Here is a 25,754-nt window from a genome sequence, read left to right on the forward strand (position 1 = left end):
CCCTAGTCGAGCTGCTCTGCGAGACCCGGTATTCCCAGTCCGCGCGTACTGTCGAGGCCCTCTAAGCCAGCGCCGCCTCCAACGCCTTAGCAAACCTCCCCCGGTACTCCGCGACCCCCGCCTGTGGCTCATACCGCTGGTACTGCTGTTGTGCGGGCAGTTCTCGGCCCAGGCTGTGGGCGGCGAGCTGGGCGAGGCCGAGGGAGGTGAGCTCGGGGTCGCTGGAGACTTTCACCGGGCGTTGCAGGACGCTGGCGAGGAATTGGCAGAAGTAGGGGTTGCGGGTCATGCCGCCGTCGATGGACAGCTCGCCGCGTAGCGGTTGCAAGGCGGCGATGGATTCCAGGGCTTCGGCGGCGCGCAGGGCGACGCCTTCGAGGATGGATTGCACCAGGTCGCCGGGGCCGTGTTCCAGTGACAGGCCGTGCCACACGCCGCGGGCGTCGCGGCGCCAATGGGGGCAGGCGAGGCCGGCGAGGGCAGGCACGAAGATCAGCCCGCGGGACAGCGCCGAGGGCGCGCTGAAGCTCTGGATATCGCGAAAGTCCTGGAACAGACCAAGGTTGCGCGCCCATTCCAGGGCGGCGCTGGCGCAGTAGACGCCGGCGTCCAGCGCGTGGCGGGTGGGTTGCCCGGCGAGGCGCCAGGCGACGCTGGGCAACGGGCCATTGGCCTGGGCGGTGGGCGCGGCGCCGGCGCAGAGGGTGAGGGCGAAGGCGCCGGTGCCGAAGGTGATCTTGCTGTCGCCGGCCTCGCGGCAGCCATGTCCGTAGAGCGCGGCCTGTTGGTCGACCAGGCTGGCGCGCAGCGGTACCGGGCCGTCGGCGCAGGTGACGCGGCCAAAGTCGCCGGTGGAGTCGACGATGCTCGGCAGGCACTCCATGGGTACGCCGTGCACGGCGCAGAGTTCGGCGTCCCAGGCACCGCTGGCGAGGTCGAGCAGGCCGGTGCGCGAGGCGGTGGTGATGTCGGTCACGAAGCGCCCACAGAGGCGGTCGAGAAACCAGGCATCGCTGGTACCCAGGCGCAGTTGTCCGCTGCCTTGCAGGGCGCGGGCCTCGGGGACCTGTTCGAGAATCCAGCCAAGCTTGGAGGCGGAGAAATACGGGTCCAGCGGCAGGCCGCAACGGCTCAGCGAGAGGGCTTCGTGGCCGGCGGCACGCAGGGCATCGCAGCGTTCACGGGTACGGTCGTCCTGCCAGACGATCAGCGGCGTCAGCGGGCGGCCGTCGCGAGCATCCCAGGCCAGGCAGCTTTCGCCCTGGTTGGCCAAGGCCACGGCGTCGATGTCCCGGGCGCGAGCCAGGCAGGTATGCAGGTCTTCCAGCAACTCCAGAGGGTCGTGTTCGACCCAGCCGGGCTGCGGGTGATGCTGGCGCTGTTCGTGAGCGTAGAGCAATTGCCGCGCGCCGCGGGCATCGAAGACGAAGCCGCGGGTGCTGGTGGTGCCCTGATCGATGGCGAGCACCCTCATCGGTGCGCGGACTCCTCATGCAGGCGCAGTTCGACGCGGGCCCCGGGGGGCAGCGCGGCGAGGACGTTGGAGGCCACGAGAATGCGCCGCTCGGGGCGTGTCTTCAAGCGTTGGCGGTGCAGCACCTGGCCGTCATGCAGGAGCTCCAGGTGGCCGTTAACCGGCCGCGATACGCGAAGTTGCAGCGCACCGAGGCCAACCTCGAGTTCCTTCGGATGGAGGCGTTGCGGCACCACGTAGCGCAGCGCAGGATCGGCGCACTCCAGTGAGAGTGGCGGCTCGACCAGCGGATCGGGCAGGCGCCCGGCGATTTCCGCGGCCAGCGATTCGGCGACGTGCCGTCCTTCCTGCCAGCTCCATCCTGCGGTCTCCACTGGGCGCAGCAGGTTGCCGGCAGCCAGGTAGTTGGGGTCCGAGCAGCGACCGAACTGGTCCACGCAGGGGCCGCCGCTGCCTGCATCGAGTGACAGGTGGCTGCCTTGCAGGAGGCTGGCTTCCGGCAGGAAGCGGCCGCTGAGAATGACGCCGTCGGTCTTGATGAAGCGCGGCCCATTGGGTGTTTCGAGGTTGACGCCGGTGACCCGCTCACGGCCCTGGATGGCCGCCAGCCGGGTCGATGGCAACCATTCGACGCCGAGCAGCCGGGGTAGCAGGCTGGCCGCGCGCCAGGCGGTGGGGTAAGGGTTTTCCTCGATCATCGCCAGCGGCTGGATGCCGGCGGCGCGGCAAGTGAGCAGGGCGGAGAACGCCACCAGCTCGCTACCGACGATCACCGGGCGCTCGAACGGTCGCTGGCCGCTGAGGTAGACCATGCCCTGGAGCGCGCCGGTGGGCAGCACGCCGCCGGGTTTGCTGCCGCCGATGAGGCGCGTGGCGCGGGAGGTTTCACGCACGCCGGTGGCGAGAATCACCCGCCGCGCGATCAGCGTACGCATGCCGTTGGGGGTGGAGAGTTGCAGTTGCGGTCCGGGTTGCAGCGCCATCACCGAAACCTGGGTGTGTATGTGTACGCCAACCGCCAGGGCGCGCGCCACCAGCCGGCGTGCCAGTTCCGGGCCCTTGAGCAGGCGTTTGAACTCGCGCATGCCGAAGGGATAGTGGCCGCAGTGCCGGGGAATGCCGCCGGCCTCGCTGTCGCGTTCGAGCAGGTGTACATCGGCCACGCCCAGTTCGCGCAGGCGGGTGGCGGCGGCGAGTCCCGCCGGGCCACCGCCGATGATGGCGACGGCGCAGTGTTCGGGCAGCTCACTCATGTCCATGGCCCTCGTCCAGGGGCTGGCCGAGCGGCGTGGCCAGGCGCCCCTGGGTGAGCTTGGCCAATTCCGCGCTGCAGTAGAAACCCTGGCAGCGTCCCATGGTGACGCGGGTACGGCGCTTGAGCCCGGCCAGGCTGTTGGCGGCCATCGGACCGCGCAAGGCTTGCTCTATTTCACGGCGGGTGACCCGCTCGCAATGGCAGACGATGCCGCCGTTGTCCGCCGCCTGCCAATCGCGCGGCGCGCATTCGGCGAGGTTCGGCTGGCGCGGCCAGGCCACATCGTCGAGCGCCTGGTGAGCGGCCTTCGCGTGTTCGCTATACAGGCCCCATACGTGCCGGGCCAGCCCCAGGGCGGCGGAAAGGCCGGTGGAGCGAATGCCGGAGACGGCGATGTAGCGATGCTCGGGCTGGCTGCGGACCTGGTACTCCTTGGCTTGGGTGGCCGGACGCAGGCCGGCGTAGAGCGCGCTGATGGAGTGCCCGGCGAGCGCCGGAAGAATCTGCTCGCCGCGTTGCTGCAGGGTGCGCAGGGTGGCCTCGTCGAGCACCGCTTCGTCGCGCGCGTCCTGTTCCTCGGCGGTGGGGCCGACCAGCAGGTTGCCGAACACCGTGCGGCAGACCACGATGCCCTTGGTGATCTTCGTCGGCACCGGTAGAAGGATGTGCCGCAGCAGTGGCGCGGCGCTCTTGTCGTAGACCACGAACTGCCCCTTGCGCGGACGGATCACGTACTCCGCGTGACCCAGCAGCAGCTCTTCCACCCGGTCGCCATAGAGGCCGGCACAATTGATCACGGTGCGTGCACTCACGCTGCCGCGGCTGGTCTCCAGGCGCCAGTGCTCCCCTTCGAACTGTGCGCCGATCAGTGCGCTGTCGAGCATCAGGCGCGCGCCGTTGAGCAGGGCCTGGGACAAATAGGCATGGGGCGCGGACCAAGGGTCGACGAGGCTCTCGCCGGGCACCCGGAAGCCGCCTTGGACGCCTTCGGCGAGGTGCGGCTCCAGGTCGAGCAGCGCGGGGCGCTCGAGCATCTCCACGTCATCCACGCCATTTTCCAGCGCCTGTTCGACCAGGCTGCCGAGCGCCGCGCGTTGTTCTTCGTCCCAGGCCAGCACCAGTGCGCCGCAGGGGTCCAGCGGCAGGTTCAACGACTCACGGATCTGCCGGTACTCGGCATAGCCCTGGCGGATGCACTCCAGTTCCAGCGAACCGGGCGGGGCATCGAAGCCGGTATGCAGGATGGCGCTGTTGCCCTTGGAGGCGCCGTCGAGCACATCGCGGGCCTTTTCCACCACCACCACGCGGGCACCCTCCAGGGTGAAGCGTCGAGCGATGGCGCAGCCGACGACGCCGGCACCGATCACTGCAATGTCGTACAGAGCCTGGCCCGGCAAGAGGGGGTTGATGCGCAAGGGCATGGCGGAGCGCTCCGCTGGAGGTTAGGCCTCGACAGTAAGTCGAAGTGACCAAATGGTCAACTACTCGGTCGATTTTTGCGGGTCGCTTTTGGCAGCGTCCCGTCGTATTTGCCTACAAAGATTGGACTTTATATTGCATGGATGCGGGTATTGATGGACATTCCGGCCGCTCCCGGCGGATGCGAAGGTGGATTGTCGGCACGTCGGCAGGCCACAGGAAATCGTGGATTCGGTAAAAAAATGCAGATTTTTGTTGAACAGATCGACGGAATGGACTTCGCTTTCGTGACGCACCACGACGATGCATTGGGCCAAGACGGTGCGCTAAGGCAGGTAACAAGGTGAAACCCAGGGAACGCCGCGTACGCATCCTCACGTTCATCGAGCAACGTGGGCAGGCGAGCGTGGATCAGTTGGTGGCGGAGTTCTCGGTGTCGGCCGAAACGGTACGTCGCGATCTCTTCCAGCTCGCCGAAGAAGGGTGCGTGCAGAAGGTTCACGGCGGTGCGCGCAAGTTGCGCAGCGAGCGTGAAGGCAGCTTCGCCCAGCGCATGGGGGAGGGCCGCGAGGTCAAGGTGCGCCTGGCAGAGCGCCTGGCGGAGGTCATTGCGCCGGGAGACACGCTGTTCGTCGACACCGGCTCCACGACCCTGGCGGCGGCCTCGGTATTGGCGCGTATCGGCGGACTGACGATCGTCACCAATTCGCTGCGCATCGCCAGCGAGGTGGGTGAGCGCGCGGATGTCTATCTGCTCGGCGGCCTGTTTCGCCAGGACAACCAGGAAACGGTGGGGCCGATGGCGATCGAGCAGATCGGCGCTTTTCGCGCCGATTACGCGCTGCTCACGGTCGGTGCGCTGGACGCGGCCGGCGCGGCGGATTTCAACATCGAGGAAGCGCAGGTGGCGCGGGCCATGATCAACCAGGCGCGGCAGCTCATCGTGCTGGCCGACGCGTCCAAGTGCGAGCGGCAGGCGCCGTTCAAAGTGTGCGATTTGCAACGGATCAACCTGCTGATTACCGATGCGGTGCCCAATGCCGAGCTGCGCAGCGCGCTGGGACGGGCCGGAGTCACGGTGTTGACCGCCTGAGGATTTCGAGAAAAGGGAGGCAGATGATGGGTAATGCGATGCGCTGGTACGTGCGGCAGATGGACCGGATTTCCACCTGGACGGGGATGCTGGCGATGTGTCTGATCTTCGTCCTGGTCGGCGTGCTGCTGCTCGATGCGGTGACCCGCAACGTGCTCAATATCCCGCTGCACTGGTGCATCGAGTTCGCCCAGTTCACCCTGGTCGCCTATTACTTCGTGGGCGCGCCCTATTCGCTCAAGGAAGACAGCCACGTGCGCATGGACCTGATCTATTCGCACCTGAGCGAGCGCAACAAGGGGCGCCTCGATCTGCTGACCGACTTCTGTCTGCTGTTCTTCCTGGTGGTGCTGCTGATCGGCTCGATCTCCAGCACGCTCTACGCGATCAAGACCAACCAGCACAATTTCTCCATGTGGAACCCGTCCATGGTGCCCATCAAGGTGCTCATGGTGGCGGCCATCGTGCTGATGATCCTGCAAACCTTCTCGACCATCCTCAAGGACCTGGCCCAGGCACGCGGGAGAGCCCTCTGATGAGCTACGAAATGATCGCCCTGCTGATGTTCGCCGGGATGATGCTGATGCTGCTCACCGGCCAGCGCGTGTTCGCCGCCATCGGCTTCGTCGCCGCCGCGGTGTCGCTGCTGCTGTATGGACAGGGTGCGGTGGAGATGCCGTTCAACGCGGCCTTCAAGCTGTTCAACTGGTTCCCGATGCTGACCCTGCCGTTGTTCATCTACATGGGCTACGTGTTGGCCGAGGCGGGGATCGCCGAGGACCTCTACCGGATGTTCCACGTCTGGTTCGGTCGGGTACGCGGTGGCCTGGCCATCGGTACGCTGCTGCTGATGGTGGTGGTTTCGGCGATGAACGGCCTGAGCGTGGCGGGCATGGCCATCGGCGCCACCATCGCGCTGCCGGAGATGCTCCGTCGCGGCTACGACAAGGTATTGATCTCCGGGGTAGTGCAGGGCGGCAGTTCGCTCGGCATCCTGGTGCCGCCGAGCGTGGTGATGGTGCTCTACGGCATGATCGCGCGGCAGCCGGTGAGCCAGTTGTGGCTGGCCGGCGTGCTGCCGGGCTTGTTGATGGCCGCGCTGTTCCTGATCTACGTGATCGTGCGTTGCCGGCTGCAGCCGCAACTGGCGCCAATCGTTTCGGACGATGAGCTGAACATGCCCTTCGCCGAGAAGCTCAAGCTGCTGCGCGCCGGGATCATTCCGTTCCTGATCTTCTTCGCCATGACCGGCCTGTTCATCATGGGCATCACCAGCCTGGTGGAAAGCTCGGCGGTCGGCGCCACTGCGGCGACCCTGGCGGCGGCCTACAAGCGCCGCCTGAGCCGGCGGGTGCTGTTCGACGTGTCGCGCAAGACGCTGCTGATCTCCTGCATGTTCCTCTGGATCATCCTCGCCGCGCTGGCCTTCGGCTCGGTGTTCGATGGCCTGGGCGCCTCGCGGGCGTTGCAGGGGCTGTTCATCAACGACTGGGGCCTGTCGCCCTGGCAGGTGATCATCCTGATGCAGCTGGCCTTCGTGATCCTCGGCATCTTCCTCGACGATACCGCCATGCTGGTGATCGTCGCGCCGCTGTTCATCCCGCTGGTGCGCGAGCTGGGCTTCGACCTGATCTGGTTCGGCGTGCTCTACACCATCACCTGCCAGATCGCCTACATCACGCCGCCCTTTGGCTACAACTTGTTCCTGATGCGTGCGCTCGCGCCCAAGGAAATCACCCTAATCGACATCTATAAGTCGATCACCCCGTTCGTGGCGATCATGTTGCTGACGCTGATCCTGCTGATGGTCTTCCCCGAACTGGTCCTGTGGCTGCCGCACTACGTGTCCGGCCGCTGATTCTGCCTTCGTCACAGCTCCATGGAATTCGAACACCCACTCGATAAAAGGAACGGCAACATGACTGAAGAAACCAACAAGCCCGCCATCGTCACGCCGGAGGCGACCCAGAGCGAGAAGCCTTCCAGCCGTCGCAGTTTCCTGCGTCAGGCGGCGGTCGGTAGCGCGGCGGTCGCGGCCAGCAGCATCGGCGCCCCCTACATCAATGCCCAGAGCGGTCCGATCCGCTGGCGCCTGCAGACCTACTCCGGCGCACCGCTGGGTGCGCACGTGATCAAGCCGCAGATCGAGGCCTTCAACAAGGCGGCCAATGGCGAGATGGTCATCGACCTGTACTACGCCGATCAGTTGGTGCCGACCTCCGAGCTGTTCCGCGCCCTGCAGAACGGCACCATCGATGCGGTGCAGTCGGACGACGCCTCCATGGCCTCGCCCGTGGACATCTCGGTCTTCGGTGGTTACTTCCCGTTCTCCACCCGCTACAGCCTGGACCTGCCGGTGCTGTTCCAGCAGTACGGTCTCAACGACATATGGGCCGAGGCCTATGGCGAAGTCGAAGGCGTGGAGTGGCTCAGCGCCGGCGCCTGGGACCCCCTGCACATCTTCACCAAGGAGCCGATCCGTTCCCTGGCGGACATGAAGGGCAAGCGGGTATTCGGCGTGCCCACCGCCGGCAAGTTCCTCTCGCGCTATGGCCTGATCCCGGTCACCGTGCCGTGGGACAACGTCGAAGTCGCCCTGCAGACCGGCGAGCTCGACGGCGTGGCCTGGTGCGGCTTCACCGAGGCCTACGAAGTGGGCTGGGCGGACATCTGCAAATACGCCCTGTCGAACAACGTCACCGGTGCCTGGTGCGGTTCCTACTTCGCCAACAGCGAAAGCTGGAAGAAAGTCCCGCCGCACCTGCAGGAGCTGTTCAAGATCACCATCGACCAGTCGCACTACTACCGCCAGGTCTGGTACTGGGGCGGTGAGGCCAAGCTGCGCGTGGAAGGCAAGAAGATGGAGCTGACCACCATTCCGCAGACCGAGTGGAACCAGGTGATCAAGGACGCCGAGGGCTTCTGGGACGAGATCGCCAGCACCAGCCCGCGCGCAGCCAGGGTCGTCGAGATCTTCAAGCAGTACAACGCGATCATGGAAAAGGCAGGCGTTCCCTACCGTTACTCCTGATGCAGCGCAGGCGGCCCGGGGAGGTTTCCCCAGGGTCGCCTTGGTTATTTCGTAACCTATTGGAATTTCAGCAAAAAAAATTCAAAAAAGGGCTTGCCAAGGTTTCGACTGCTCTCTAGAATGCGCACCACTTCGAGAGCGAAGGGTGGTTAGCTCAGCTGGGAGAGCATCTGCCTTACAAGCAGAGGGTCGGCGGTTCGATCCCGTCACCACCCACCAACTCGCTCGAGGGGTTACGCGCAGCGGTAGTTCAGTCGGTTAGAATACCGGCCTGTCACGCCGGGGGTCGCGGGTTCGAGTCCCGTCCGCTGCGCCACATTTGCTACCTGGGTCCACTGAACGCCCGGTAGCGCCGGAGACGAGTAATCGTCGCTAGACGGCAACGAAAGCCCCGAGCCAAGCTCGGGGCTTTTTTTATGGCTATGTCTGCGATAAATGTCGCACACCCTGCCGAACATCTGTGGCTCCCCCTCTCCCCGGCCCTCTCCCGCGAGTGGAGAGGGAGGGTTTGCGCGGGATTGATGATTAGCGGCGCGCTTTGAGGCTTTGGTCTGCGTGATAACGCGGTGCTGACGTGTCACTCATGCTGCTGGTTTGCACGAAATAGCCCCTTGCCCCTTTGCGAGGCGAGGGCGCGGCCGTGAATGAAACGGGAACAGGCCCTAGGCGCTGCGATAGCGCTGCCACGCCGCGACCGGCGCGTCCAGCGCCAGGAAGACCAGCAGGCTCACGCCCAGCACCGGCAGGCACCAGCCCAGTACGGCGGCGACGAGGGCCAGCAGCAGGCGGCTCCGCCAGCTCAGGCTGGCCAGGGTGCGCAGCGGCCCGATGTACGCCTGCTGCCGGGGCCGACGCTGCCACCACATGCGGTATCCCCACAGCGACATCACCACCAGGGCGACGGCGGCGGCGATCAGTGCCAGTTGGTTGATCAGGCCGAATAGCACGCCCATGTGCAGATCGATGCCCCAGCGGGTCAGTTTGGCGGCCAGCGGGTAGTCGGCGAAGCGCACCTGGTCGGTGACGTGTAGGTCGGAGGGATCGATGGCTACGGCATCGACCTGGGTCGGCCAGCGGCGGTCGATCTCGGTGACGGTCCAGGCGCGCCCGGCACTGCCCGGACGAATCTCCACCTTGGCCGCGTCGATGCCATGCGCGCGGGCGGCGGCCAGGCTGGCGTCGAACAGGCGGGTGTCGAACGTCGGCATCTCGGCCATCCCGGCATGCCCCATGTGTTCCGCGTGCTCGCCCATCGCCGGCATGGCGTGGCCGTGTAGCATGGGGTTCACGCTGGGCGTGGACCAGCCATAGCGGTGGCGCAACTCGCCGATGCGCCCGCCGGCGTATTGCGACCAGGTCAGTCCAGTTGCGGAAAAGAACAGCAAGCCCAGCAGCGCCCACAGGCCGAGTGTCGAATGCCAGCGGCGCAGGCCCCGCTGACGTACGCCACGGCGCCTGCGCAGGTACCACAACAGCAGTCCGCCGAGTGCCGCCAGCCACAGCCAGGAGGCGGCGAGCTCGGTGTACAGGCGTCCCCAGTCACCCAGGTTCAGGCCTCGGTGCAATTGGTCGAGCCAACCGCGCAACGGCAGCACGCCGCTGGTGCCGTAGACCACCAGGTCGCCGAGCACCCGGCTGCTGGCCGGGTCGATGAACACGGCGCGGCTTTCCGAGGGATTCAGTCCGGGCGCGGAAAACTGCACGCGGGTGCTGCCGCCGGGTTCGGCTGGGCGTACGGCGATGGGTTCGGCGCCATCGCCGAGATAATTGCGGGCCGCAGCGACCTGGCTCGCCAGCGGTTGCGCCGGCCCGCTGTCCTGGGCGAACAGCACGTCGCGATAGAGCAGGGTTTCCAACTGTGGGGTGAGCACATAGAAGATGCCGGTCAGTGCTGAGACCAGCAGGAACGGACCGACCAGTACGCCGATATAAAGGTGAAGGCGCTCGAGCAGCGTCTGCAGGGCCGCACGCTCGTTGCGTGCAACGGAAGACGGAGAGGATTTCATGATGACTCGCTGTCAGACCCGCACGCGCAGCGCGTGCGGGTGAAATTGAAGGCAAAGGTGAAGGGCGAGTCAGGCGTAAGGAGGCGCGCGCGGTTGCGCCGGGCTACGCACGGGGGACGGTGCCGGACGCTCGGGTGCCGCGACGAAAGCCATGAATGCGCAGGGCGTGGCGCAGGGCAGTGTCATGGGCACGCCGTGCAAGCCACCGAGCGCGGCTGCGCTGGCGCCGCACAGGCAGTGCTGGGCGCTGGCCGGCGTGCCGTGCGGATGATGTTCCCCGTGGCCCATCGGCTGCCTCTGCATGCCCGCGTGGCAGTAGCCACCCCAGCCGTGCAGGCGCTTCATCGCCACCGGTTCCGCCGCAGACAGCGGCAGCACCAGCAATTGCAGCAGCAGCGCCAGGCAGCCGAGCCACGCCGCTACCTGCCGGCGAGCGGCGGAGCGGAGTGAGTGGGGCCGGGGGAGGCGCGGCATGGTCGAATTCGCAGCCAGTCGAAAGGGGCGCCATGATAGCGATCTGCGCCGGGTAAACCCAGTCGAGCGGATAGAACGCGCGGCGTTGCGTTCCAACGCCGGAGGACACCGTCATGGAGAAGCGCATGAACACCCCCGATCCGGACTATGTCGCCTGGCTCGTCGAGCAGTCGATGCTGCACCAGGCCCGCCTGCGCGCCCGCCAGTACGGGGGGCAGTCACGCATGTGGCTGCATCCCTATGCGGAGGCGCGGCCGCGCTCGGCCTCGGAACTGGCCTCGGTGTGGTTCACCGCCTACCCCGGTGCAGTGATCACCGCGGAGGAACGCTCCGTGCTCGCCACCCTGGGCGAGGATGCGCTCTGGCAGGCGTTTTCCACGATCGGCATCCAGGCCATCCACATCGGCCCGACCAAGCTCTCCGGCGGCCTGCGTGGCCGTGAGCACACGCCGACCATCGATGGCAACTTCGACCGCATCGGCCTGGAGATCGACCCGCGCTTCGGCAGCCAGGAAGAATTCATCGACCTGGCGCGCATGGCCCTGGCGCACAACGCGGTGGTGATCGACGACATCGTGCCTTCGCACACCGGCAAGGGCGCGGACTTCCGCCTGGCCGAGATGGCCTACGGGGACTATCCCGGGCTTTACCACATGGTCGAGATCCGCAGCGAGGACTGGGGCCTTTTGCCGTTGGTGCCCAGCGGGCGCGATGCGGTGAACCTGGGCCCGGAGTGCGTCGATGCCTTACGCGAGAAGGGCTACATCGTCGGCCAGTTGCAACGGGTGATCTTCTTCGAACCGGGCGTCAAGGAGACCGACTGGAGCGCCACCGCACCGGTGATCGGCGTCGACGGTCGCGAGCGACGCTGGGTCTACCTGCATTACTTCAAGGAGGGCCAGCCGTCGCTGAACTGGCTGGACCCGAGCTTCGCCGCGCAGCAATTGATCATTGGCGATGCGCTGCACTCGCTGGACGTGCTCGGCGCCCGAGGCCTGCGCCTGGACGCCAACGGTTTCCTCGGTGTCGAGCGCCGCGCCCAGGGCCCGGCCTGGTCGGAGAGCCACCCGCTGTCGATCGTCGGCAACCAACTGATGGGCGGGATGATCCGCAAGGCCGGTGGCTTCAGCTTCCAGGAGTTGAACCTGACGGTGGACGACATCGCCTCGATGTCCGGCGGCGGCGCTGATCTCTCCTACGATTTCATCACCCGGCCGGCCTGCCAGCACGCCTTGCTCACCGGCGATACCGAGTTCCTGCGACTGATGCTGCGCACCGTGCACCAGTTCGGCATCGACCCGGCGTCGTTGATCCACGCCCTGCAGAACCATGACGAACTCACCCTGGAGCTGGTGCATTTCTGGACGCTGCACGCCAACACCCAGTTCAGCTTCCAGGGCCAGACCTGGCCCGGCAGTATCCTGCGCGAGCACATCCGCGAGGTAATGTACGAAAAACTCTCCGGCGAACACGCGCCCTACAACCTGCGCTTCGTCACCAACGGCGTGGCCTGCACCACGGCGAGCGTGGCCGCCGCGGCGCTGGGCATTCGCGACCTAGACAACCTGGACGACGAACAGTGCCGCTGCATCCAGCGGCTGCACCTGTTGCTGGCGATGTTCAATGCCCTGCAACCGGGCGTCTTCGCGCTGTCGGGTTGGGACCTGGTGGGTGCCTTGCCGCTGCGTCCGGAGGAATTGGGCGAGCGCATGGACGACGGCGATACCCGTTGGATCGCCCGCGGCGCCTACGACCTGGCGGACGTCGACCCGGCGGCGCAGCACTCGCGTGAGGGCCTGCCGCGGGCGCGCTGTCTGTACGGCAACCTGGAAGAGCAACTGCAGCAGCCGGACTCCTTCGTCAATCAGCTGAAGAAACTGCTCGCGGTGCGCCAGGCCTATGGATTGGCCAGCGCGCGGCAGGTGGCGATCCCCGAGGTCAGCTCGCCGGGGTTGCTGCTGATGGTCCACGAGCTACCGGCTGGACGTGGCATGCAGATCACCGCGCTGAACTTCTCCAATCAGCCGGTGCGTGAGTCGGTGCCGCTGCCGGAGGTCGGTCCGGGCACCGTTGTGGACATGATCAACGAGCGTGTGGAGGGCGACCTGTCCGCCGAGGGCGAGCTGCCGGTCGACCTGGAACCCTACGAAGGCTTGTGCCTGCGCATCGTCGGCGTGCCCGGGGCCACCAGCTACTGATCACCGTAGCCTGGGTCGAGCGCAGCGATACCCAGGATTGCGAGGTCCGACGCAGCAGCGGGGCCTGGGTACCGCTGCGCTCCACCCAGGCTACATCAGCCGACCTTGCGCAGGGCCTGCTGCAGTTCGCCGGAGAGGTCGTGCAGGCGTGCGCTGGCCGCTTCGGTGCGCTCCACATCCTCGCCGTTGCTGGTGGCGATAGCGGTGATGCCGGTGAGGTTGCGCGAGATGTCCTCGGCCACCGAGGTCTGCTCTTCGGCGGCGGTGGCGATCTGCCGGTTCATGTCGCGGATCGCCTCGATGGCGTTAGTGATCTGCCGCAGGCGTTCGCCCGCCTGCTGCACCTGGGTCACGCCGCTTTCCGCCCGCTGATGGCTGCTGCCGATGGCCTGCACTGCCTCGCTGGCGCCGGTTTGCACGGTGTCGATGATCTGGTGGATCTCGGCGGTGGAGCTGGCGGTGCGCTGCGCCAGCGTGCGCACTTCGTCGGCGACCACCGCGAAACCGCGTCCGGCATCGCCGGCGCGAGCCGCTTCGATGGCTGCGTTCAGCGCCAGCAGGTTGGTCTGGTCGGCGATGCCGCGAATCACTTCGAGCACCTTGCCGATGCGCTCGCTGTCGCCCTGTAGGCGTTGCAGGCGCTCCGCGGTGCGCACCACTTCCTCGCGCATCTCGGTGATGGTGACGATGGTCTGCTGCATCACGCTTTCACCCCGCTGCGCGCTGGTATCGGCTTCATCCGCCGCCTGGGCGGCCTGAGCCGCGTGGCGCGCGACCTCCTGGGCGGTGGCGGACATCTCGGCCATGGCCGTGGCGGCCTGGTCGGTACGATCGAACTGATCGCGGGTGCCCTGGGCCATCTGCGCCGCGATGCGCGAGAGTTCGTCGCTCGCCCGGTCCAGTTCTCCGGTGGTGCGTCGCAGTCGCTCGAAGGTCTCCGAGAGGGTATCGCGCAGGCGGTTGGCGGCGGTCGCCAGGTGCCCCAGCTCGTCCCGGCGATCGATCTCGATGCGCTGGCTGAAGTCGCCTTCGCTGAGGCGCGTGATGTGGGCGATCAGCCGCGCGATGGGGGAGACCAGACGACGATCGACCAGCCACAAGGCCAGTACGGTGGTGAGCAGGCCGAAGCCGAGCATACCCAGCGCAGCCAGCCAGAGTACGCGGGTGGAGCTGGCATCGATCTGCGCTGCGGAGGCGTCCGCGGATTGGCGCAGACGATCGACCAGCGCGTTCATGCGCTCGCTGGTGGCGCGGTCGATGCCTTGCACGGCGGTATCGCCTGCACGTGGGTCGGCGCCGGCGGCGAGGAAGGCGTCACGCCCTTCGCGATAGGCTTTGCCCAGGTTGACGTGCTCGCTGCGCAACGCCTGCAATTCGCTGGCGATATCCGCCGGTAGCTCCGGTCGCTCGGCGAGTTCGCCGAGGAGTTTCCGTACCTGCGCTTCCTCGTCTTCGAACTGGCTCCAGTAGCGTTGCAGCTTCTGCTCGTCGGCGCCGCGCAGCAGGACGTTCTTCCATTCCTGCACTTGTACCTTGAAGCGCAGGTTGGCTTCGTCGATGAGCTGGCTGTCGCGCAGCGGCCCGCGCATCAGATCGCGATAGGCATCGACGCCGGTGTGCAGGTATTGCAGGGCGAACTGTGCGATCAGCAGCAGGGCCAGCAAGCTGCCACCGAGCAGTACGAGTACCTGGGAGCGCAGTGATAAGGAACGGGACATGGGCGTTCTCCTGAGAGAGGGCGCGACACGTCCATGTGATGGCATTTTGATATTTGTGGCTATCTTATGTGACGTGAGCGTAGTCGTCCCAGCAGGATGCGTGTGCAATTGTTACCGTTCGTCGTGAACTCCGGCGTCCTTGCCCATGACCAAGTCTGGTATCCCCAGAGATTTTCGCATGCCCCTCCTTCGTTCATCGCTGTTGCTGGTTTCGATGCTGTTGCTCGTGGCTTGCGCGGGGCGCGAGCCCGCGCCAGTGCCGCGTCCGCCCCAGGAGATCCAGGCTGAATTGCTGCGCCTGTTGCCGGCGGACCTGGCCGATCGCCAGGGCTGGGCACGGGACATCCAGGTGGCCTTCACCAGCCAGGCGTTGGACGCCAACCGGCAGAACCTCTGCGCGGTACTCGCCGTCACCGAGCAGGAGTCGACCTTCCGCGCCGACCCTCGGGTGCCCGGGCTGGGTGGCATTGCTCGCCGCGAGATCGAGCGCCGCGCCGACGCCGCCCATGTGCCGGACCTTTTACTGCGTGGGGCGCTGGCGCTGAGCTCGCCAGACGGGCGCAGTTATTCCGAGCGCCTGGCCGCCGTGCGTAGCGAGCGCGAACTGAGCGAACTGTTCGACGACTTCGTCGGCATGGTGCCGTTGGGGCGCGAGCTGTTCGGGGGCTTGAATCCGGTCCGCACCGGCGGGCCGATGCAGGTCAGCGTGGCGTTCGCCGAGGCGCATGCCGAAGGCTATCCCTACAGCCATACGGGCAGCCTGCGCGACGAGGTCTTCAGCCGCCGTGGCGGTCTCTACTTCGGCACGGCGCATCTGCTGGGCTATCCGGCGGACTACCCGGAACCGCTGTATCGCTTCGCCGATTTCAACGCCGGTTGGTATGCCAGCCGCAATGCCGCGTTCCAGGCCGCCGTCGCGCGGCTGACCGGTATCGACCTGGCGCTGGATGGCGACTTGCTGATTCCCGGCAGCAGCCGCGCGGGGCAGACCGAGAAAGCCGTGCGCAGCCTGGGCGAGCGGCTGCGTCTGAGCGACGCGCAGATTCGCCGTGAGCTGGAGACCGGGGAGGGCGCCGAGTTCACCGACAGCCGCGTTTATCGCCGTGTCTTCGAGCTGGCCGATGCCCAGTTCGGGCGTGCGCTGCCGCGCGCGGTGCTGCCCGGCATTCGCCTGCACAGCCCGAAGATTACCCGCAACCTCACCACCGCCTGGTTCGCCAATCGCGTCAACGAGCGCTGGAAACGCTGCATGGCGCGCTGATTCGCGCCGCTTGATTGCAATCAAGGACGTGGAGGCTCGCCCGCGGCGATGCTGCGGGCCCGCAATCGACAGGACGAGGACAGCCTCATGCAGATCATCGATCGCCGTCGCGCGTTGGCCGTGGCGCCGCTCTGGCGGCTGGGTTTTCGTCCGTTCTTTCTCTTCGGCGCGGCCTTCGCGGCGCTCGCCGTGGCGCTCTGGTGGCTGGCGCTCGGCGGCCTGCTGGGTGACTGGCAGCCGACGGGCGGCTGGCTGGCCTGGCATCGCCATGAAATGCCCCTGGGTTTCGGTGTGGCCATCGTGGCGGGTTTTCTACTCACCGCCGTGCAGAACTGGACCGGTCTGCCCGGGCTGTCCGGGCGTGCCTTGCAGTGCCTGGTAGCGTTGTGGGTGGCGGCTCGCCTGGCCTGGCTGGCGGGGCTGGCAGCGCCCGGGTTGGCGCTGCTCGACGGGGTCTTTCTGCCACTGCTGGCGTTGCTGGTGGCGCGCGCGCTGTGGCGCCGGCGGCAGTGGGGTAACGCACCGCTGGTGGGGGTCCTGCTGGTCCTGTCGGCGGTCAACGGTGTGGCGCTGATAGGCCTCTATCAGGGCGACGAAGCCTGGCAACGCAATGGCGCCCTGGCGGCACTGTGGCTGCTGGCGGTGCTCATGGGGACCATTGGCGGACGTGTGCTGCCGTTCTTCACGGCGCGCGGCCTGGGGCGCGTGCAGGCGGTCGCTGGGCAACCCTGGCTGGACATCGGGCTGTTGCTTGGCGGCCTGCTCTGGGCCGTGCTGCAACTGACGCCGTGGCAGCCCTGGGCAGCATTGCCGCTGCTGCTGGCGGCGGGGCATGCCTGGCGCCTGTGGCGTTGGTACGATGCCGGGCTTTGGCGCGTGCCGTTACTCTGGTCGCTGCATGTGGCGATGGCCTGGCTGGCGCTGGCGTATCTTGGCGCCGGCTTGTCGCTGGCAGGACTGGCGCTGCCGCCGAGCAGCGCCGTGCATGCGCTCGGTGTGGGCGCCATGGGCGGGTTGATCCTGGCGATGATCGCGCGGGTTTCGCTGGGGCATACCGGTCGCTCGCTGCAGCCGCCGCGGGCCGTGGTGCTCGGCTTCGTGATGATCAACCTGGCCGCCCTGGCGAGGGTGTTCGTCTATCCCCTTTGGCCCCAGATTGGCCTGGCCCTCGCGGCGCTGGCCTTCATTGCTGCGTTCGCCGCCTTCCTGCTGGGTTATGCGCCGATGCTCTGCCGGGCGCGCGTCGATGGGCATCCGGGCTAGTCGCTCGCCTCCAGGCGCGCGCGGTCAAGCACCCGAATGTGTGCGCCGACCTGCTCGATGATGCCGTCGTCGAGCAGACGGCGGATGGCTCGGGAGAAGGTTTCTGGCTGGATCGACAACTGGGCGGCAATCAACTGGCGTGCCATGGGCAACTCGAAGTCGTCGCTTTCGCGCGTCTGCGCCAGCAGGTAGCGGGCTACGCGCAGGCTGGCGTTCTTCTGCGAGAGCAGGTCGATCTCTTCCAGGCGCTGGTGCAGGCGGATGCTCAGGCGTCCGGCCAGCACCAGGGGCAGGCGCGGGTCCGCGTGCAGCAGTCGCAGGTAGTCCGCGTTGGGAAAACGGTACAGGTCGCAGGCTTCCAGTGCTTGCGCGGAGGCGACGTAGGTCTCGCTGTCCATCAGCATCATCGCCTCGGCGAAGGTCTCGCCCGGGCGAATGACCTCGAAGACCTTCTCCTGGCCGTCGGCGCCCACCCGGTAGATCTTCACCCGGCCGCTGGCGACGAAGTAGAACGCATCGGCGCGGTCCCCCTGCAGGAAGACCTGCTGCCCGCGCGCCAGGTTCGAACGCCGGGCGCGTTGCAGAAGGCCCTGGCACGTCGGCGCATCGAGGCATTCGAAGAGGGGGTGGGCAAGCAGGGCCGGAGGAGCGAGGACAGGCGGCATGCAGTATTCCAGTGAAAGGGGGAGGCAATGCGAGGACACGGAACTCGCCGCCGCTGAATCGGTCATATTGCGCCATAGCCCCGCTTCGTGGCGACCTGTTAAGCTCGCCGCTCCATTGCCGGCCGACTTCCCGGCGTAGAAAAGGAAACAGCATGAGACAACATCGTTTGGCCGCGGCCATGGCCCTGGTGGGCCTGGTGCTCGCCGGTTGCGACAAGCAAGCCGCCGAAGTGAAGCTGGATAGCCCGGCCCAGAAAGCGTCCTACGGCATCGGCCTGAACATGGGACGCAGCCTGTCCCAGGAAGGGGTCGACGACCTGGATCCCAAGGCCGTCGCCCTGGGCATCGAAGACGCGGTCGGCAAGAAAGACTCGCGCCTGAAGGACGAGGAGCTGATGGAAGCCTTCGCTGCATTGCAGAAGCAGGCCGAAGAGCGCATGGCCAAGGTCAGCGAGGACAACCTCGCCGCCGGCAAGAAATTCCTCGAGGAAAATGGCAAGAAGGACAACGTGGTCACCACCGAGTCCGGTTTGCAGTACGAGATTCTCAAGGAGGCCGACGGCGCCCAGCCCAAGGCTGATGACGTGGTCACCGTGCACTACGAGGGCAAGTTGCTCGACGGCAGCGTGTTCGACAGCTCCATCAAGCGCGGTCAGCCCATCGACCTGCCGGTCGGTGGGGTGATCCCCGGTTGGGTCGAGGCGCTGCAACTGATGCACGTCGGCGAGAAGGTTCGTCTGTGGATCCCCAGCGACCTGGCCTATGGTGCGCAGAGCCCGAGCCCGGCGATTCCCGCCAACTCGGTGCTGGTGTTCGAGCTCGAACTGCTCGGCATCAAGGACCCGAACGCGGCTCCGGCGGCACCCGCCGCTTCCGCCGAGGGCGAAGCGCCTGCCGAGGCTCCGAAAGGCGACGCGCCGGCCGCCCAGTAAGCCGTCCTGCGTCATCCGAACACCCCGCCGCGACTTCAGGTCGCGGCGGGGTGTTTTCGTTTCAGCGCTGTGCGAGTGGGATGGTGAGGCAGGGAACATGGCCCGCCGCGCCAGGTCACAAAGGGTAACTTGGCGTTCTCTGGGCGTTACCCCCTTGCCCAAATCCTAGGCTCGAGTCGGTTGCCCACTCATGCCCCTTTGGGGCTTGTAATTTCCTTGGAAATCAAGGCCTTTTAGAGTTGGATAAAAAATGTCCGATCTGTGCGCAGCGGCCTTTGCACGGGCCTTTGCGTGTCATTCCCGGTACGCTTTGCACAGGGTTTTCCACAAGCATCGTGGATAAACGCCAGGACGCCCGGGCCAGGGCCTGTTGCCGTTTCATTCGCGAGCCGCGGATGGCCGCCCCGCGTTCTCGCCGGAAATGGACTGCGACTCGGCGTAGGCTGCAGCCAATGGTTACGCCCTTGGCACAGCCTGTAACGACGGCGCAGTCCATTTCTGGCATCACCTTGGCGGCCCCACCTTGGCGGCCCCATCCTTCGGGCCGGTGCCAGTTTTGGCGCGGCCGTGAATGAAACGGCAACAGGCCCCAATCCTCCCAGCTTCGAATCGGTGGGCACGTAGCATGAAAGCACCACGTCACTTCCCCCGTTACCTTGGCTTGGCCGCGCGTATCATCGCCAAGGGGCGCTTGCCCAGGCTCATTCTCTCGGTGGCGCGCAAGGGCGACCGTCAGCGCGGTCGGCTCGGCGCTGCCTTTGGTCAGGTACAACTGTTGATGGCGCTGTGCCTGGCGTGGTGGCGCGGTGAATACCGTGAGGTGAGTCGTTCCGCGGTGCTCGCCTCGGTAGCGGCGCTGGCCTATTTCCTCGCGCCGCTGGACATGGTTCCCGATTTCGTGTTCGGCTTTGGTCTGTTGGATGATCTCGCCGTGCTGGCCTGGGTCGCTCGCCGTTGGGGCGATGAGCTGGAGGCTTTCCGCCAGTGGCAGGCGCGACGGGCGCAGCCCCTGGCGTTGCCTTCCCCGGAGGAGCTGCGGCGTCCGGCGCCGGCCGAATCAGATGGGCATGGATGAACGAGGAGTGGCGGCATGAGCCTGCGTATTTCGCGACAGCATTGGCAGGGCCTGCTGGACGAGCTGGAGAGTGCGCGTCAGCAGCGCCAGGTGGTCACCTATCGCGCCTTGATCGAGCGCCTGCAACTGCCCAGTCCGGCGATGCAGGTGCTGGCGGCGGCGTTGGAGATGCTCGCCGCCCAGGACGCCCGTGATGGCCTGCCCTTGCGCAGCGCCCTGGTGGTGAGTCAGGGGGCGACGCGCCTACCGCGTGAAGGTTTCTTCATCTGCGCCCAGCGCCTGGGTCGCTTCTGCGCCGAGACCGGCTCGCCGGTCGCCTGGCATTCGGCGGAAGTGGCCCGGGTCTTCGAAAGCGAATACCCACCGCAGGCCGAAGCATGATTCCTTTGTCCTGGCGTGCCCGGCTCGGTTATCTGCTGGCACGACGTCTGTTGGCTTGGCGTTGGGCGGTGCAGCAACCGCGACTCTGGCAGTGGATGCAGGCGCAGTTCGCGCGCCAGGCCGCCGTGGGCGATCCTGCCGCTCAGGGCTTCTACGGACATCTCTTGCTGTTTCGCGGTCAGGGGCTTGGCGCCCGTGAGGAAGGCCTGCGCCTGTTGCGCCAGGCGGCTGCGGCAGGCGATGCCAAGGCCGCCTACCAGTTGGGTGTCAAGGCGCTGGAGGGCGGAATTTCTCAGGCCGGCGATGCGCAGGAAGCCGTGCGCTGGTGGACGCAGGCGGCAGAGGCCGGCCACCCACTGGCCTGCCACCGCCTGGCCGGGCTGTTCGCCGAGGGGGCGCCGGGACTGGCGGCGGACCCGCAGCAGGCGCAACGCTGGCGAGAGCAGGCCGCACAGCTGGGAATCTAGGCGAGACTAGGCCTCGACCTCGATCACTTCCAGGGAATAGCCGGGGATCGCCTTCGCCTGGCGCTTGGCCTGGGAGGCCAGGTCGGCCAGTTGCGTGGCGTCCAGGCGTGGACAGGCGGCCGGATGCAGGTGCACCACGCCGAGCGATAGCGACAGCAGCGGGAATTCCTGGCGCCGCCCCTGACGGTCGTGGGCGACGAAGCAGCCGGCCTCCAGGTGCTCGGCACGGTAGAAGCGTCGGCACTGGCCCTGGAAGTCCTCGAGCAGATGTCTCAGGCGATCGCGCCAGTCGGGCGAACCGAGTACCAGCATGAAGTCGTCGCCACCGATATGTCCGACGAAGTCGCAGTTGGCGTCTACCCGTTGGCTCAGGCACTGCGCCAGACAGAGCAGCACCTCGTCGCCACGGGCATAACCGTAGAGGTCGTTGAAAGGCTTGAAGCTGTCGATGTCGACGTAGCAGATGGCCGTTTCCCGAGGTTGCTGCAGCAGTCGTGTCAGGCACTGCTGGATCGGCACGTTGCCGGGCAGCATGGTCAGCGGGTTGGCGTGGCGGGCCTGCTGGATCTTCTGTTCGGTGATCAGCTTGAGTACGTCGATGACCCGCCCGAGGCCCGAATAGACACCGCCCTCGACGATCACGAAGTCTTCCTCGACGCGTTGCCGGGCGCGGCTGGTGAGCAGCCGGCTGACCTGCTGCAGGGATTGCCCGAGCTCGACGGCGAGGTAGTCGTCATGCATCAGCCGGGTGATCGGCTTGCGGCCCAGCAGGTCGCTGGCGAAGGGCTTTAGCAGGGCATCGGAGAGAGAGTGGCGATGCACGATGCCTATCGGCCGGCCAGCGTCGTCGACCACTGCCAGGCTGTTCTGGTTGGGCTGCAGGCGAAACGTCTCGAGCACTTCGGCGACGGTACGCCAATGCGGCATGGCCGCCTGCTCCAGCAGCAGGGGACGCAGATCGCCACTTTCCTCGCTGGCGCCGGTGCGATTACCCGGCTCCAGGGTCGGGAGTACGCCTTCCATGCTGCGCAGGGGGTATTCCTGCGGGCGGCCGAGCAAATAGCCTTGCAGCAGGTCCACCCCCATCTCGGCAAGCACGGCCAATTCCTCGCCCTGCTCGATGCCTTCGGCGATGACCTGGGCGCGGGAGGCGCGGGCCATCTTCAGGATCGACTCGACGAACTCGCGCTTGACCGCATCCTGGTGGATGCCGTCGATGAAATGGCGGTCGATCTTCACATAGTCCGGGCGTAGTTCCGACCACAGGCGCAGGCTGGAATAGCCGGCCCCCAGGTCGTCCAGGGCGATGGAGAATCCCATGGCGCGGTAGTGGTGCAGCGCGGTGTCGAGCAGCGAGAAGTCTTCGGTGGGCGCCTGTTCGGTCAGCTCGATCACTACTCGGCTCGGCGGAATGCCCAGTGAGTGCAGCAACTGCAGCGTGCGTCCGGCGCGGTGCCCGGATTCGAGCAGCGACTCGGGGGAGACGTTGAGGAACAACAGGCCATCGAGTTCCAGCTCATGGACGCGGCGGCAGGCGTTGCGTCGGCAGAGCAGGTCCAGCTCGCTTAGCCGGCCGCTGCTGCGCGCCACCGAGAACATCGCCTGAGGGGCGTGTAGCGGGCTGTTGGAGGGGCCTCGTGAGAGGGCTTCGTAACCGAGGATACGACGCTCCGAGAGCGAGATGATCGGCTGGAAGAGGGTGTGCAGGTCTTGCCGGGTGAGAATCTGCTCAAGGGCGGTGAGCTGCTCGGTGGCGGTCATGAAAGTCTCGTCGACAGGCGTGAGAACGACAGGCCGGTGTGCATTGCACAACCGGCCTGGCGCTCATTTCACGACGGATTCGTGACCGTTTGATGACAACTGTTACTGCTGGGCAACGCGGGGCATCAGGTTCACGTAGTCGACCAGGATGCGCCCGGTTTCGCTGAGGAAGGCGTCGTCTTCGGGCTTGGAGTCGTCCGGTGCCTCGACCGCGGCACTGGCTTGCTCGTCGTCGCGCTCCAGTTCCTTGAGCGGTTCCTCGCCCTTGGCCTTGCGGCGTTCGTTCTCCAGGGCCAACTGGCGGCTCTCGATGTCCTGCTGCTGCGCACGCCGTTTGTTCTCGTTGAGGCTCACGCTCTGGTCCTTCATCAGCTCCTGCAGCAGCGACAGGCGCTCGCGGGCGAAGATGAAGTCCGGATTGTGCTGGGTGCGCTCGTCGTGCAGGCGGGTGAGCTGCGGCAGAAGCGGCTTGAACGGATCGCTGGCCGGTCGGATGGCCGGGCGGATGCTGTCCCAGGGCATCGCTTCGGGTAGTGCGCTCTCGCCGATTTCCTTGGTGTCCACGGTGGCGGGGTAGGGGATATCCGGCAGTACGCCCTGGTGCTGGGTGCTCTGTCCGGAAACCCGGTAGAACTTCGCCAGCGTCAGTTTCAGCTCGCCATGGTTGAGCGGCTGGATGGTCTGCACCGTGCCTTTGCCGAAGGTCTGCCCACCGACGATCAGCGCGCGGTGGTAGTCCTGCATGGCGCCGGCAAAGATCTCCGAGGCCGAGGCCGACAGGCGATTGACCAGCACCGCCATCGGGCCGGTGTAGTAGGCACCGACGTTATCGTCGGAGAGCACGTCGACGCGACCGTCGGCGTTGCGGACCAGCACCGTCGGCCCGCCGTCGATGAACAGACCGGTCAGCTCGTTGGCTTCCTGCAGCGATCCGCCGCCGTTGTTGCGCAGGTCGATGACCACGCCGTCGACCTTCTCCTGCATCAGTTCGCCGAGCAGTTTCTTCACGTCGCGGGTGGTGCTCTTGTAGTCCGGATCGCCAGCGCGGTAGGCCTTGAAGTCGAGGTAGAAGGCCGGCAGTTCGATCACGCCGATCTTGTAGCTGCGACCGTTCTCATCAAGATTGAGGATGGACTTCTTCGCGGCCTGCTCCTCGAGCTTGACCGCCTCGCGGGTGATGCTGACGATCTTGCTGGTCTGGTCACTCGGGGCGTTGCTCGCCGGGATCACTTCCAGGCGCACCTGCGAGCCTTTCGGACCGCGGATGAGCTTGACCACTTCGTCCAGGCGCCAGCCGATGACGTCGACCATATCGTCGTTGCCCTGGGCGACGCCGATGATCTTGTCGGCCGGTGCCAGTTGCTTGCTCTTCTCGGCGGGGCCGGCCGGTACCAGGCGGACGATCTTCACGTAGTCGTTGTCGTTCTGCAGCACCGCGCCGATGCCTTCGAGCGACAGGCTCATGTTGATGTCGAAGTTCTCCGCGTTTTCCGGGGAGAGATAGTTGGTGTGCGGATCGTAGGTCTGCGCGAAGGCGTTGATGTACGCTTGGAAGATGTCTTCGCTACGGGTCTGCTGCAGGCGGGTGAGCTGATTGCGGTAGCGCTTGATCAGCAGCTTCTGGATCGCGTCGGGCTCCTTGTGCGCCAGCTTCAGGCGCAGCACCTCGTCCTTCACGCGCTTGCGCCAGAGGTCGTCCAGGGCCGCCTCGTCCTTGGGCCAGGGCGCGTTCTCGCGATCGACCTGCAACGATTCGTCGACGCTGAAGTCGATCTTATCGACGCCCTTCTCAAGCATGGCGAGGGCGAATTTCAGTCGGCCTTCGAGGCGCTCCAGGTGCCGCTTGTAGATGGCGAAGCCGGGTTCCAGGTTGCCACCCTTGAGGAAGTCGTCGAACTGGGTGCGCCACTTGTCGAACTCGGCGATGTCGCTGGCGGTGAAGTAGCTGCGCGACGGATCGAGCAACTTGAGGTAGCCCTCGTAGATCTTCACCGAGCGCTCGTCGTTGAGCGGCGGTTTGTTGTAGTGGTGGCGCCGCAGCAGTTCCACCACATTGAGGCTGGCGATGACCTGTTCGCGATCCGGCTCCAGCTTCTTCCAGGAGTCGGTGGCGGGCGTGGCGTCGGCCAGCGACAGCGCGCTGTGTCCGACGAGCAGGGCGAGGGTAAGGCTGGATAGTAGGCGCTTCATGCTCATTCGACGCGAGGAAGGGGGATGACGCATATTAGTTTGCGATTCCACCCGCCGGTTCGATCGAGCGCCGAGCGGGAAAATCAAAAGGTCCGCTGGTCGCGGTCCTCGAAGTCACTATGGAGGCAGCGTGAAGGCATTGCAAGGTATCGAAGGGCGTCTGGAATGGGGCGAGCGCGAACCAGCGCCGCTGAAAGAGGGGTGGGTGCGCCTGCAGGTGGCGGCTGCCGGTCTCAACCGTGCCGACTTGCTGCAGCGTGCCGGGCTGTATCCGCCGCCGCCGGGCGCCAGCGACATACTCGGCCTGGAATGTGCCGGCACCGTGATCGAAGCGGCGCCGGAAAGCGGCTGGCGGGTCGGCGACACGGTGTGCGCGCTGCTTGCGGGCGGCGGCATGGCCGAGCAGGTGGTGGTGGACGCCCGCCACCTGCTGCCGGTGCCCGAAGGGCTGGAGCTGGCCGAGGCGGCGGCGTTGCCGGAGGTGTATGCCACCGCCTGGGATAACCTGTTCCGCCAGGCGCGACTGGCGCCCGGTGAAAAAGTGTTGTTGCACGCCGGCGCCAGCGGCGTCGGGTCGGCGGCGTTGCAGTTGTGCCGGGAGTTCGGTAATCCGGCTTGGGTCAGCGTCGGTTCAGCCGAGCGCCTGGCCTACTGCGAGCAGCTCGGTGCCGCTGGCGGCGTACTGCGCGAGGGCGACGGGCTGGAAGGCTTGCGTGACTTCGCGCCCTTCGACGTGATCCTCGATCCGGTGGGCGCCAACTACGCCGCACTCGATCTCGACCTGCTCGACCGCGATGGGCGCTGGGTGGTCATCGGTCTGATGGGCGGACGCAAGGCCGAGCTGGACCTGGCCAAGGTCCTGGGCAAGCGCATCAGCCTGATCGGCTCGACCTTGCGCAACCGCAGCGACGACTACAAGGCGGCGCTGATCGCGGAGCTGCGCGAAAAGGTCTGGCCGCTGTTCGCCGAGGGGCGACTGTCGCCGCAGCTGGAGCGCCGCTTCGCCGCCAGCGACGCCGACCTGGCTTTCGAGACCCTGGCCGGCAACCGGGTCAACGGCAAGCTGGTGCTGGTGTTCGAGCCCGCTTGAG

The 25,754-nt window shown here is 66.4% G+C and carries 22 protein-coding genes, 2 tRNA genes and 1 pseudogene; 15 read left to right on the forward strand and 10 right to left on the reverse strand.

Translation table 11 applies throughout. The annotated features are described in order from the left end of the window. Positions 1-61: 61 nt before the first annotated feature. From ACYRGX_RS11045 to ACYRGX_RS11055, 3 genes are read right to left on the reverse strand one after another with little or no spacing between them, the layout of a single operon-like run. Positions 62-1,474, reverse strand: a complete 1,413-nt coding sequence (locus tag ACYRGX_RS11045; RefSeq protein WP_473052537.1) for an FGGY family carbohydrate kinase — start codon at positions 1,472-1,474, stop codon at positions 62-64. Then, on the reverse strand, positions 1,471-2,727 hold the full coding sequence (locus ACYRGX_RS11050) for an FAD-dependent oxidoreductase (RefSeq protein ID WP_473052538.1): 1,257 nt from the start codon (positions 2,725-2,727) through the stop codon (positions 1,471-1,473). The genes ACYRGX_RS11045 and ACYRGX_RS11050 overlap by 4 nt, the downstream gene beginning before the upstream one ends. Further along, the gene (locus tag ACYRGX_RS11055) at positions 2,720-4,150 is read right to left on the reverse strand and encodes an FAD-dependent oxidoreductase (RefSeq protein WP_473052539.1); all 1,431 of its coding nucleotides are present in this window, start codon (positions 4,148-4,150) and stop codon (positions 2,720-2,722) included. The genes ACYRGX_RS11050 and ACYRGX_RS11055 overlap by 8 nt, the downstream gene beginning before the upstream one ends. A gap of 153 nt (positions 4,151-4,303) precedes the next feature. Here ACYRGX_RS11055 and ACYRGX_RS11060 point away from each other — a divergent pair, with 153 nt between their 5' ends. The 7 genes from ACYRGX_RS11060 (at position 4,304) to ACYRGX_RS11090 (ending at position 8,588) form a co-directional block, all read left to right on the forward strand. After that, complete coding sequence (locus tag ACYRGX_RS11060; RefSeq protein WP_473052540.1) at positions 4,304-4,495, forward strand: hypothetical protein; 192 nt, start codon at positions 4,304-4,306, stop codon at positions 4,493-4,495. After that, on the forward strand, positions 4,492-5,241 hold the full coding sequence (locus ACYRGX_RS11065; protein ID WP_473052541.1) for a DeoR/GlpR family DNA-binding transcription regulator: 750 nt from the start codon (positions 4,492-4,494) through the stop codon (positions 5,239-5,241). Before ACYRGX_RS11060 ends, ACYRGX_RS11065 begins: the two co-directional genes overlap by 4 nt. Before the next feature lie 26 nt (positions 5,242-5,267). Beyond that, entirely contained in the window at positions 5,268-5,777 is a 510-nt protein-coding gene (locus ACYRGX_RS11070; protein ID WP_473052542.1) for a TRAP transporter small permease subunit, read from the forward strand. Then, positions 5,777-7,099 carry a TRAP transporter large permease gene (locus tag ACYRGX_RS11075; protein ID WP_473052543.1) on the forward strand — a complete coding sequence of 441 codons (1,323 nt, stop codon included), beginning with the start codon at positions 5,777-5,779 and terminating at the stop codon, positions 7,097-7,099. Before ACYRGX_RS11070 ends, ACYRGX_RS11075 begins: the two co-directional genes overlap by 1 nt. A 60-nt stretch (positions 7,100-7,159) precedes the next feature. Continuing rightward, entirely contained in the window at positions 7,160-8,272 is a 1,113-nt protein-coding gene (locus ACYRGX_RS11080) for a TRAP transporter substrate-binding protein (protein WP_473052544.1), read from the forward strand. A 143-nt stretch (positions 8,273-8,415) separates the two neighbouring features. After that, a tRNA-Val gene (locus ACYRGX_RS11085) sits at positions 8,416-8,491 on the forward strand. A 20-nt stretch (positions 8,492-8,511) separates the two neighbouring features. Beyond that, a tRNA-Asp gene (locus tag ACYRGX_RS11090) sits at positions 8,512-8,588 on the forward strand. Positions 8,589-8,934: 346 nt separating this feature from the next. On the opposite strand, the gene ACYRGX_RS11095 is transcribed toward ACYRGX_RS11090, so the two are convergent. Continuing rightward, positions 8,935-10,278, reverse strand: coding sequence for a PepSY-associated TM helix domain-containing protein (locus ACYRGX_RS11095; protein ID WP_473052545.1), 1,344 nt, complete (start codon positions 10,276-10,278; stop codon positions 8,935-8,937). A 69-nt stretch (positions 10,279-10,347) separates the two neighbouring features. Then, positions 10,348-10,752 carry a DUF2946 family protein gene (locus ACYRGX_RS11100; RefSeq protein ID WP_473052546.1) on the reverse strand — a complete coding sequence of 135 codons (405 nt, stop codon included), beginning with the start codon at positions 10,750-10,752 and terminating at the stop codon, positions 10,348-10,350. A 125-nt stretch (positions 10,753-10,877) separates the two neighbouring features. Here ACYRGX_RS11100 and treS point away from each other — a divergent pair, with 125 nt between their 5' ends. Continuing rightward, on the forward strand, positions 10,878-12,950 hold the full coding sequence (gene treS, locus ACYRGX_RS11105) for a maltose alpha-D-glucosyltransferase (RefSeq protein ID WP_473052547.1): 2,073 nt from the start codon (positions 10,878-10,880) through the stop codon (positions 12,948-12,950). 95 nt (positions 12,951-13,045) lie between these two features. On the opposite strand, the gene ACYRGX_RS11110 is transcribed toward treS, so the two are convergent. Then, the gene (locus tag ACYRGX_RS11110) at positions 13,046-13,810 is read right to left on the reverse strand and encodes a methyl-accepting chemotaxis protein (protein WP_473056672.1); all 765 of its coding nucleotides are present in this window, start codon (positions 13,808-13,810) and stop codon (positions 13,046-13,048) included. A 138-nt stretch (positions 13,811-13,948) separates the two neighbouring features. Next, positions 13,949-14,713 (reverse strand): annotated as a pseudogene (locus ACYRGX_RS11115) (HAMP domain-containing protein); the annotation flags it as partial. A 133-nt stretch (positions 14,714-14,846) separates the two neighbouring features. Between ACYRGX_RS11115 and ACYRGX_RS11120 the strand changes: the two are divergent. Together ACYRGX_RS11120 and ACYRGX_RS11125 are read left to right on the forward strand one after the other, a co-directional pair. After that, positions 14,847-15,929, forward strand: coding sequence for a DUF1615 domain-containing protein (locus tag ACYRGX_RS11120; RefSeq protein WP_473052548.1), 1,083 nt, complete (start codon positions 14,847-14,849; stop codon positions 15,927-15,929). 87 nt (positions 15,930-16,016) lie between these two features. After that, positions 16,017-17,192, forward strand: a complete 1,176-nt coding sequence (locus tag ACYRGX_RS11125) for an NnrS family protein (protein ID WP_473052549.1) — start codon at positions 16,017-16,019, stop codon at positions 17,190-17,192. Here ACYRGX_RS11125 and ACYRGX_RS11130 read toward each other — a convergent pair. Continuing rightward, the gene (locus tag ACYRGX_RS11130; protein WP_473052550.1) at positions 17,189-17,857 is read right to left on the reverse strand and encodes a Crp/Fnr family transcriptional regulator; all 669 of its coding nucleotides are present in this window, start codon (positions 17,855-17,857) and stop codon (positions 17,189-17,191) included. The genes ACYRGX_RS11125 and ACYRGX_RS11130 overlap by 4 nt on opposite strands. A gap of 152 nt (positions 17,858-18,009) precedes the next feature. Between ACYRGX_RS11130 and ACYRGX_RS11135 the strand changes: the two genes are divergently transcribed. The 4 genes from ACYRGX_RS11135 to ACYRGX_RS11150 all read left to right on the forward strand — a co-directional run bounded on the left by ACYRGX_RS11135 (position 18,010) and on the right by ACYRGX_RS11150 (position 20,712). Then, positions 18,010-18,789 carry an FKBP-type peptidyl-prolyl cis-trans isomerase gene (locus tag ACYRGX_RS11135; protein WP_473052551.1) on the forward strand — a complete coding sequence of 260 codons (780 nt, stop codon included), beginning with the start codon at positions 18,010-18,012 and terminating at the stop codon, positions 18,787-18,789. Positions 18,790-19,414: 625 nt separating this feature from the next. After that, entirely contained in the window at positions 19,415-19,864 is a 450-nt protein-coding gene (locus ACYRGX_RS11140) for a YkvA family protein (protein ID WP_473052552.1), read from the forward strand. A 15-nt stretch (positions 19,865-19,879) separates the two neighbouring features. After that, entirely contained in the window at positions 19,880-20,245 is a 366-nt protein-coding gene (locus tag ACYRGX_RS11145; protein WP_473052553.1) for a hypothetical protein, read from the forward strand. Continuing rightward, entirely contained in the window at positions 20,242-20,712 is a 471-nt protein-coding gene (locus tag ACYRGX_RS11150; RefSeq protein ID WP_473052554.1) for an SEL1-like repeat protein, read from the forward strand. Before ACYRGX_RS11145 ends, ACYRGX_RS11150 begins: the two co-directional genes overlap by 4 nt. Before the next feature lie 6 nt (positions 20,713-20,718). On the opposite strand, the gene ACYRGX_RS11155 is transcribed toward ACYRGX_RS11150, so the two are convergent. Beyond that, complete coding sequence (locus tag ACYRGX_RS11155) at positions 20,719-22,473, reverse strand: bifunctional diguanylate cyclase/phosphodiesterase (RefSeq protein WP_473052555.1); 1,755 nt, start codon at positions 22,471-22,473, stop codon at positions 20,719-20,721. A 102-nt stretch (positions 22,474-22,575) separates the two neighbouring features. Further along, positions 22,576-24,663: a carboxy terminal-processing peptidase gene (locus ACYRGX_RS11160; RefSeq protein ID WP_473052556.1), complete on the reverse strand. Its 2,088-nt coding sequence runs from the start codon at positions 24,661-24,663 to the stop codon at positions 22,576-22,578. A 130-nt stretch (positions 24,664-24,793) separates the two neighbouring features. Between ACYRGX_RS11160 and ACYRGX_RS11165 the strand changes: the two genes are divergently transcribed. Beyond that, positions 24,794-25,753, forward strand: coding sequence for an NAD(P)H-quinone oxidoreductase (locus ACYRGX_RS11165; RefSeq protein ID WP_473052557.1), 960 nt, complete (start codon positions 24,794-24,796; stop codon positions 25,751-25,753). Position 25,754 lies beyond the last annotated feature (1 nt).

The organism is Pseudomonas sp. R4-15 (genome assembly GCF_055768815.1).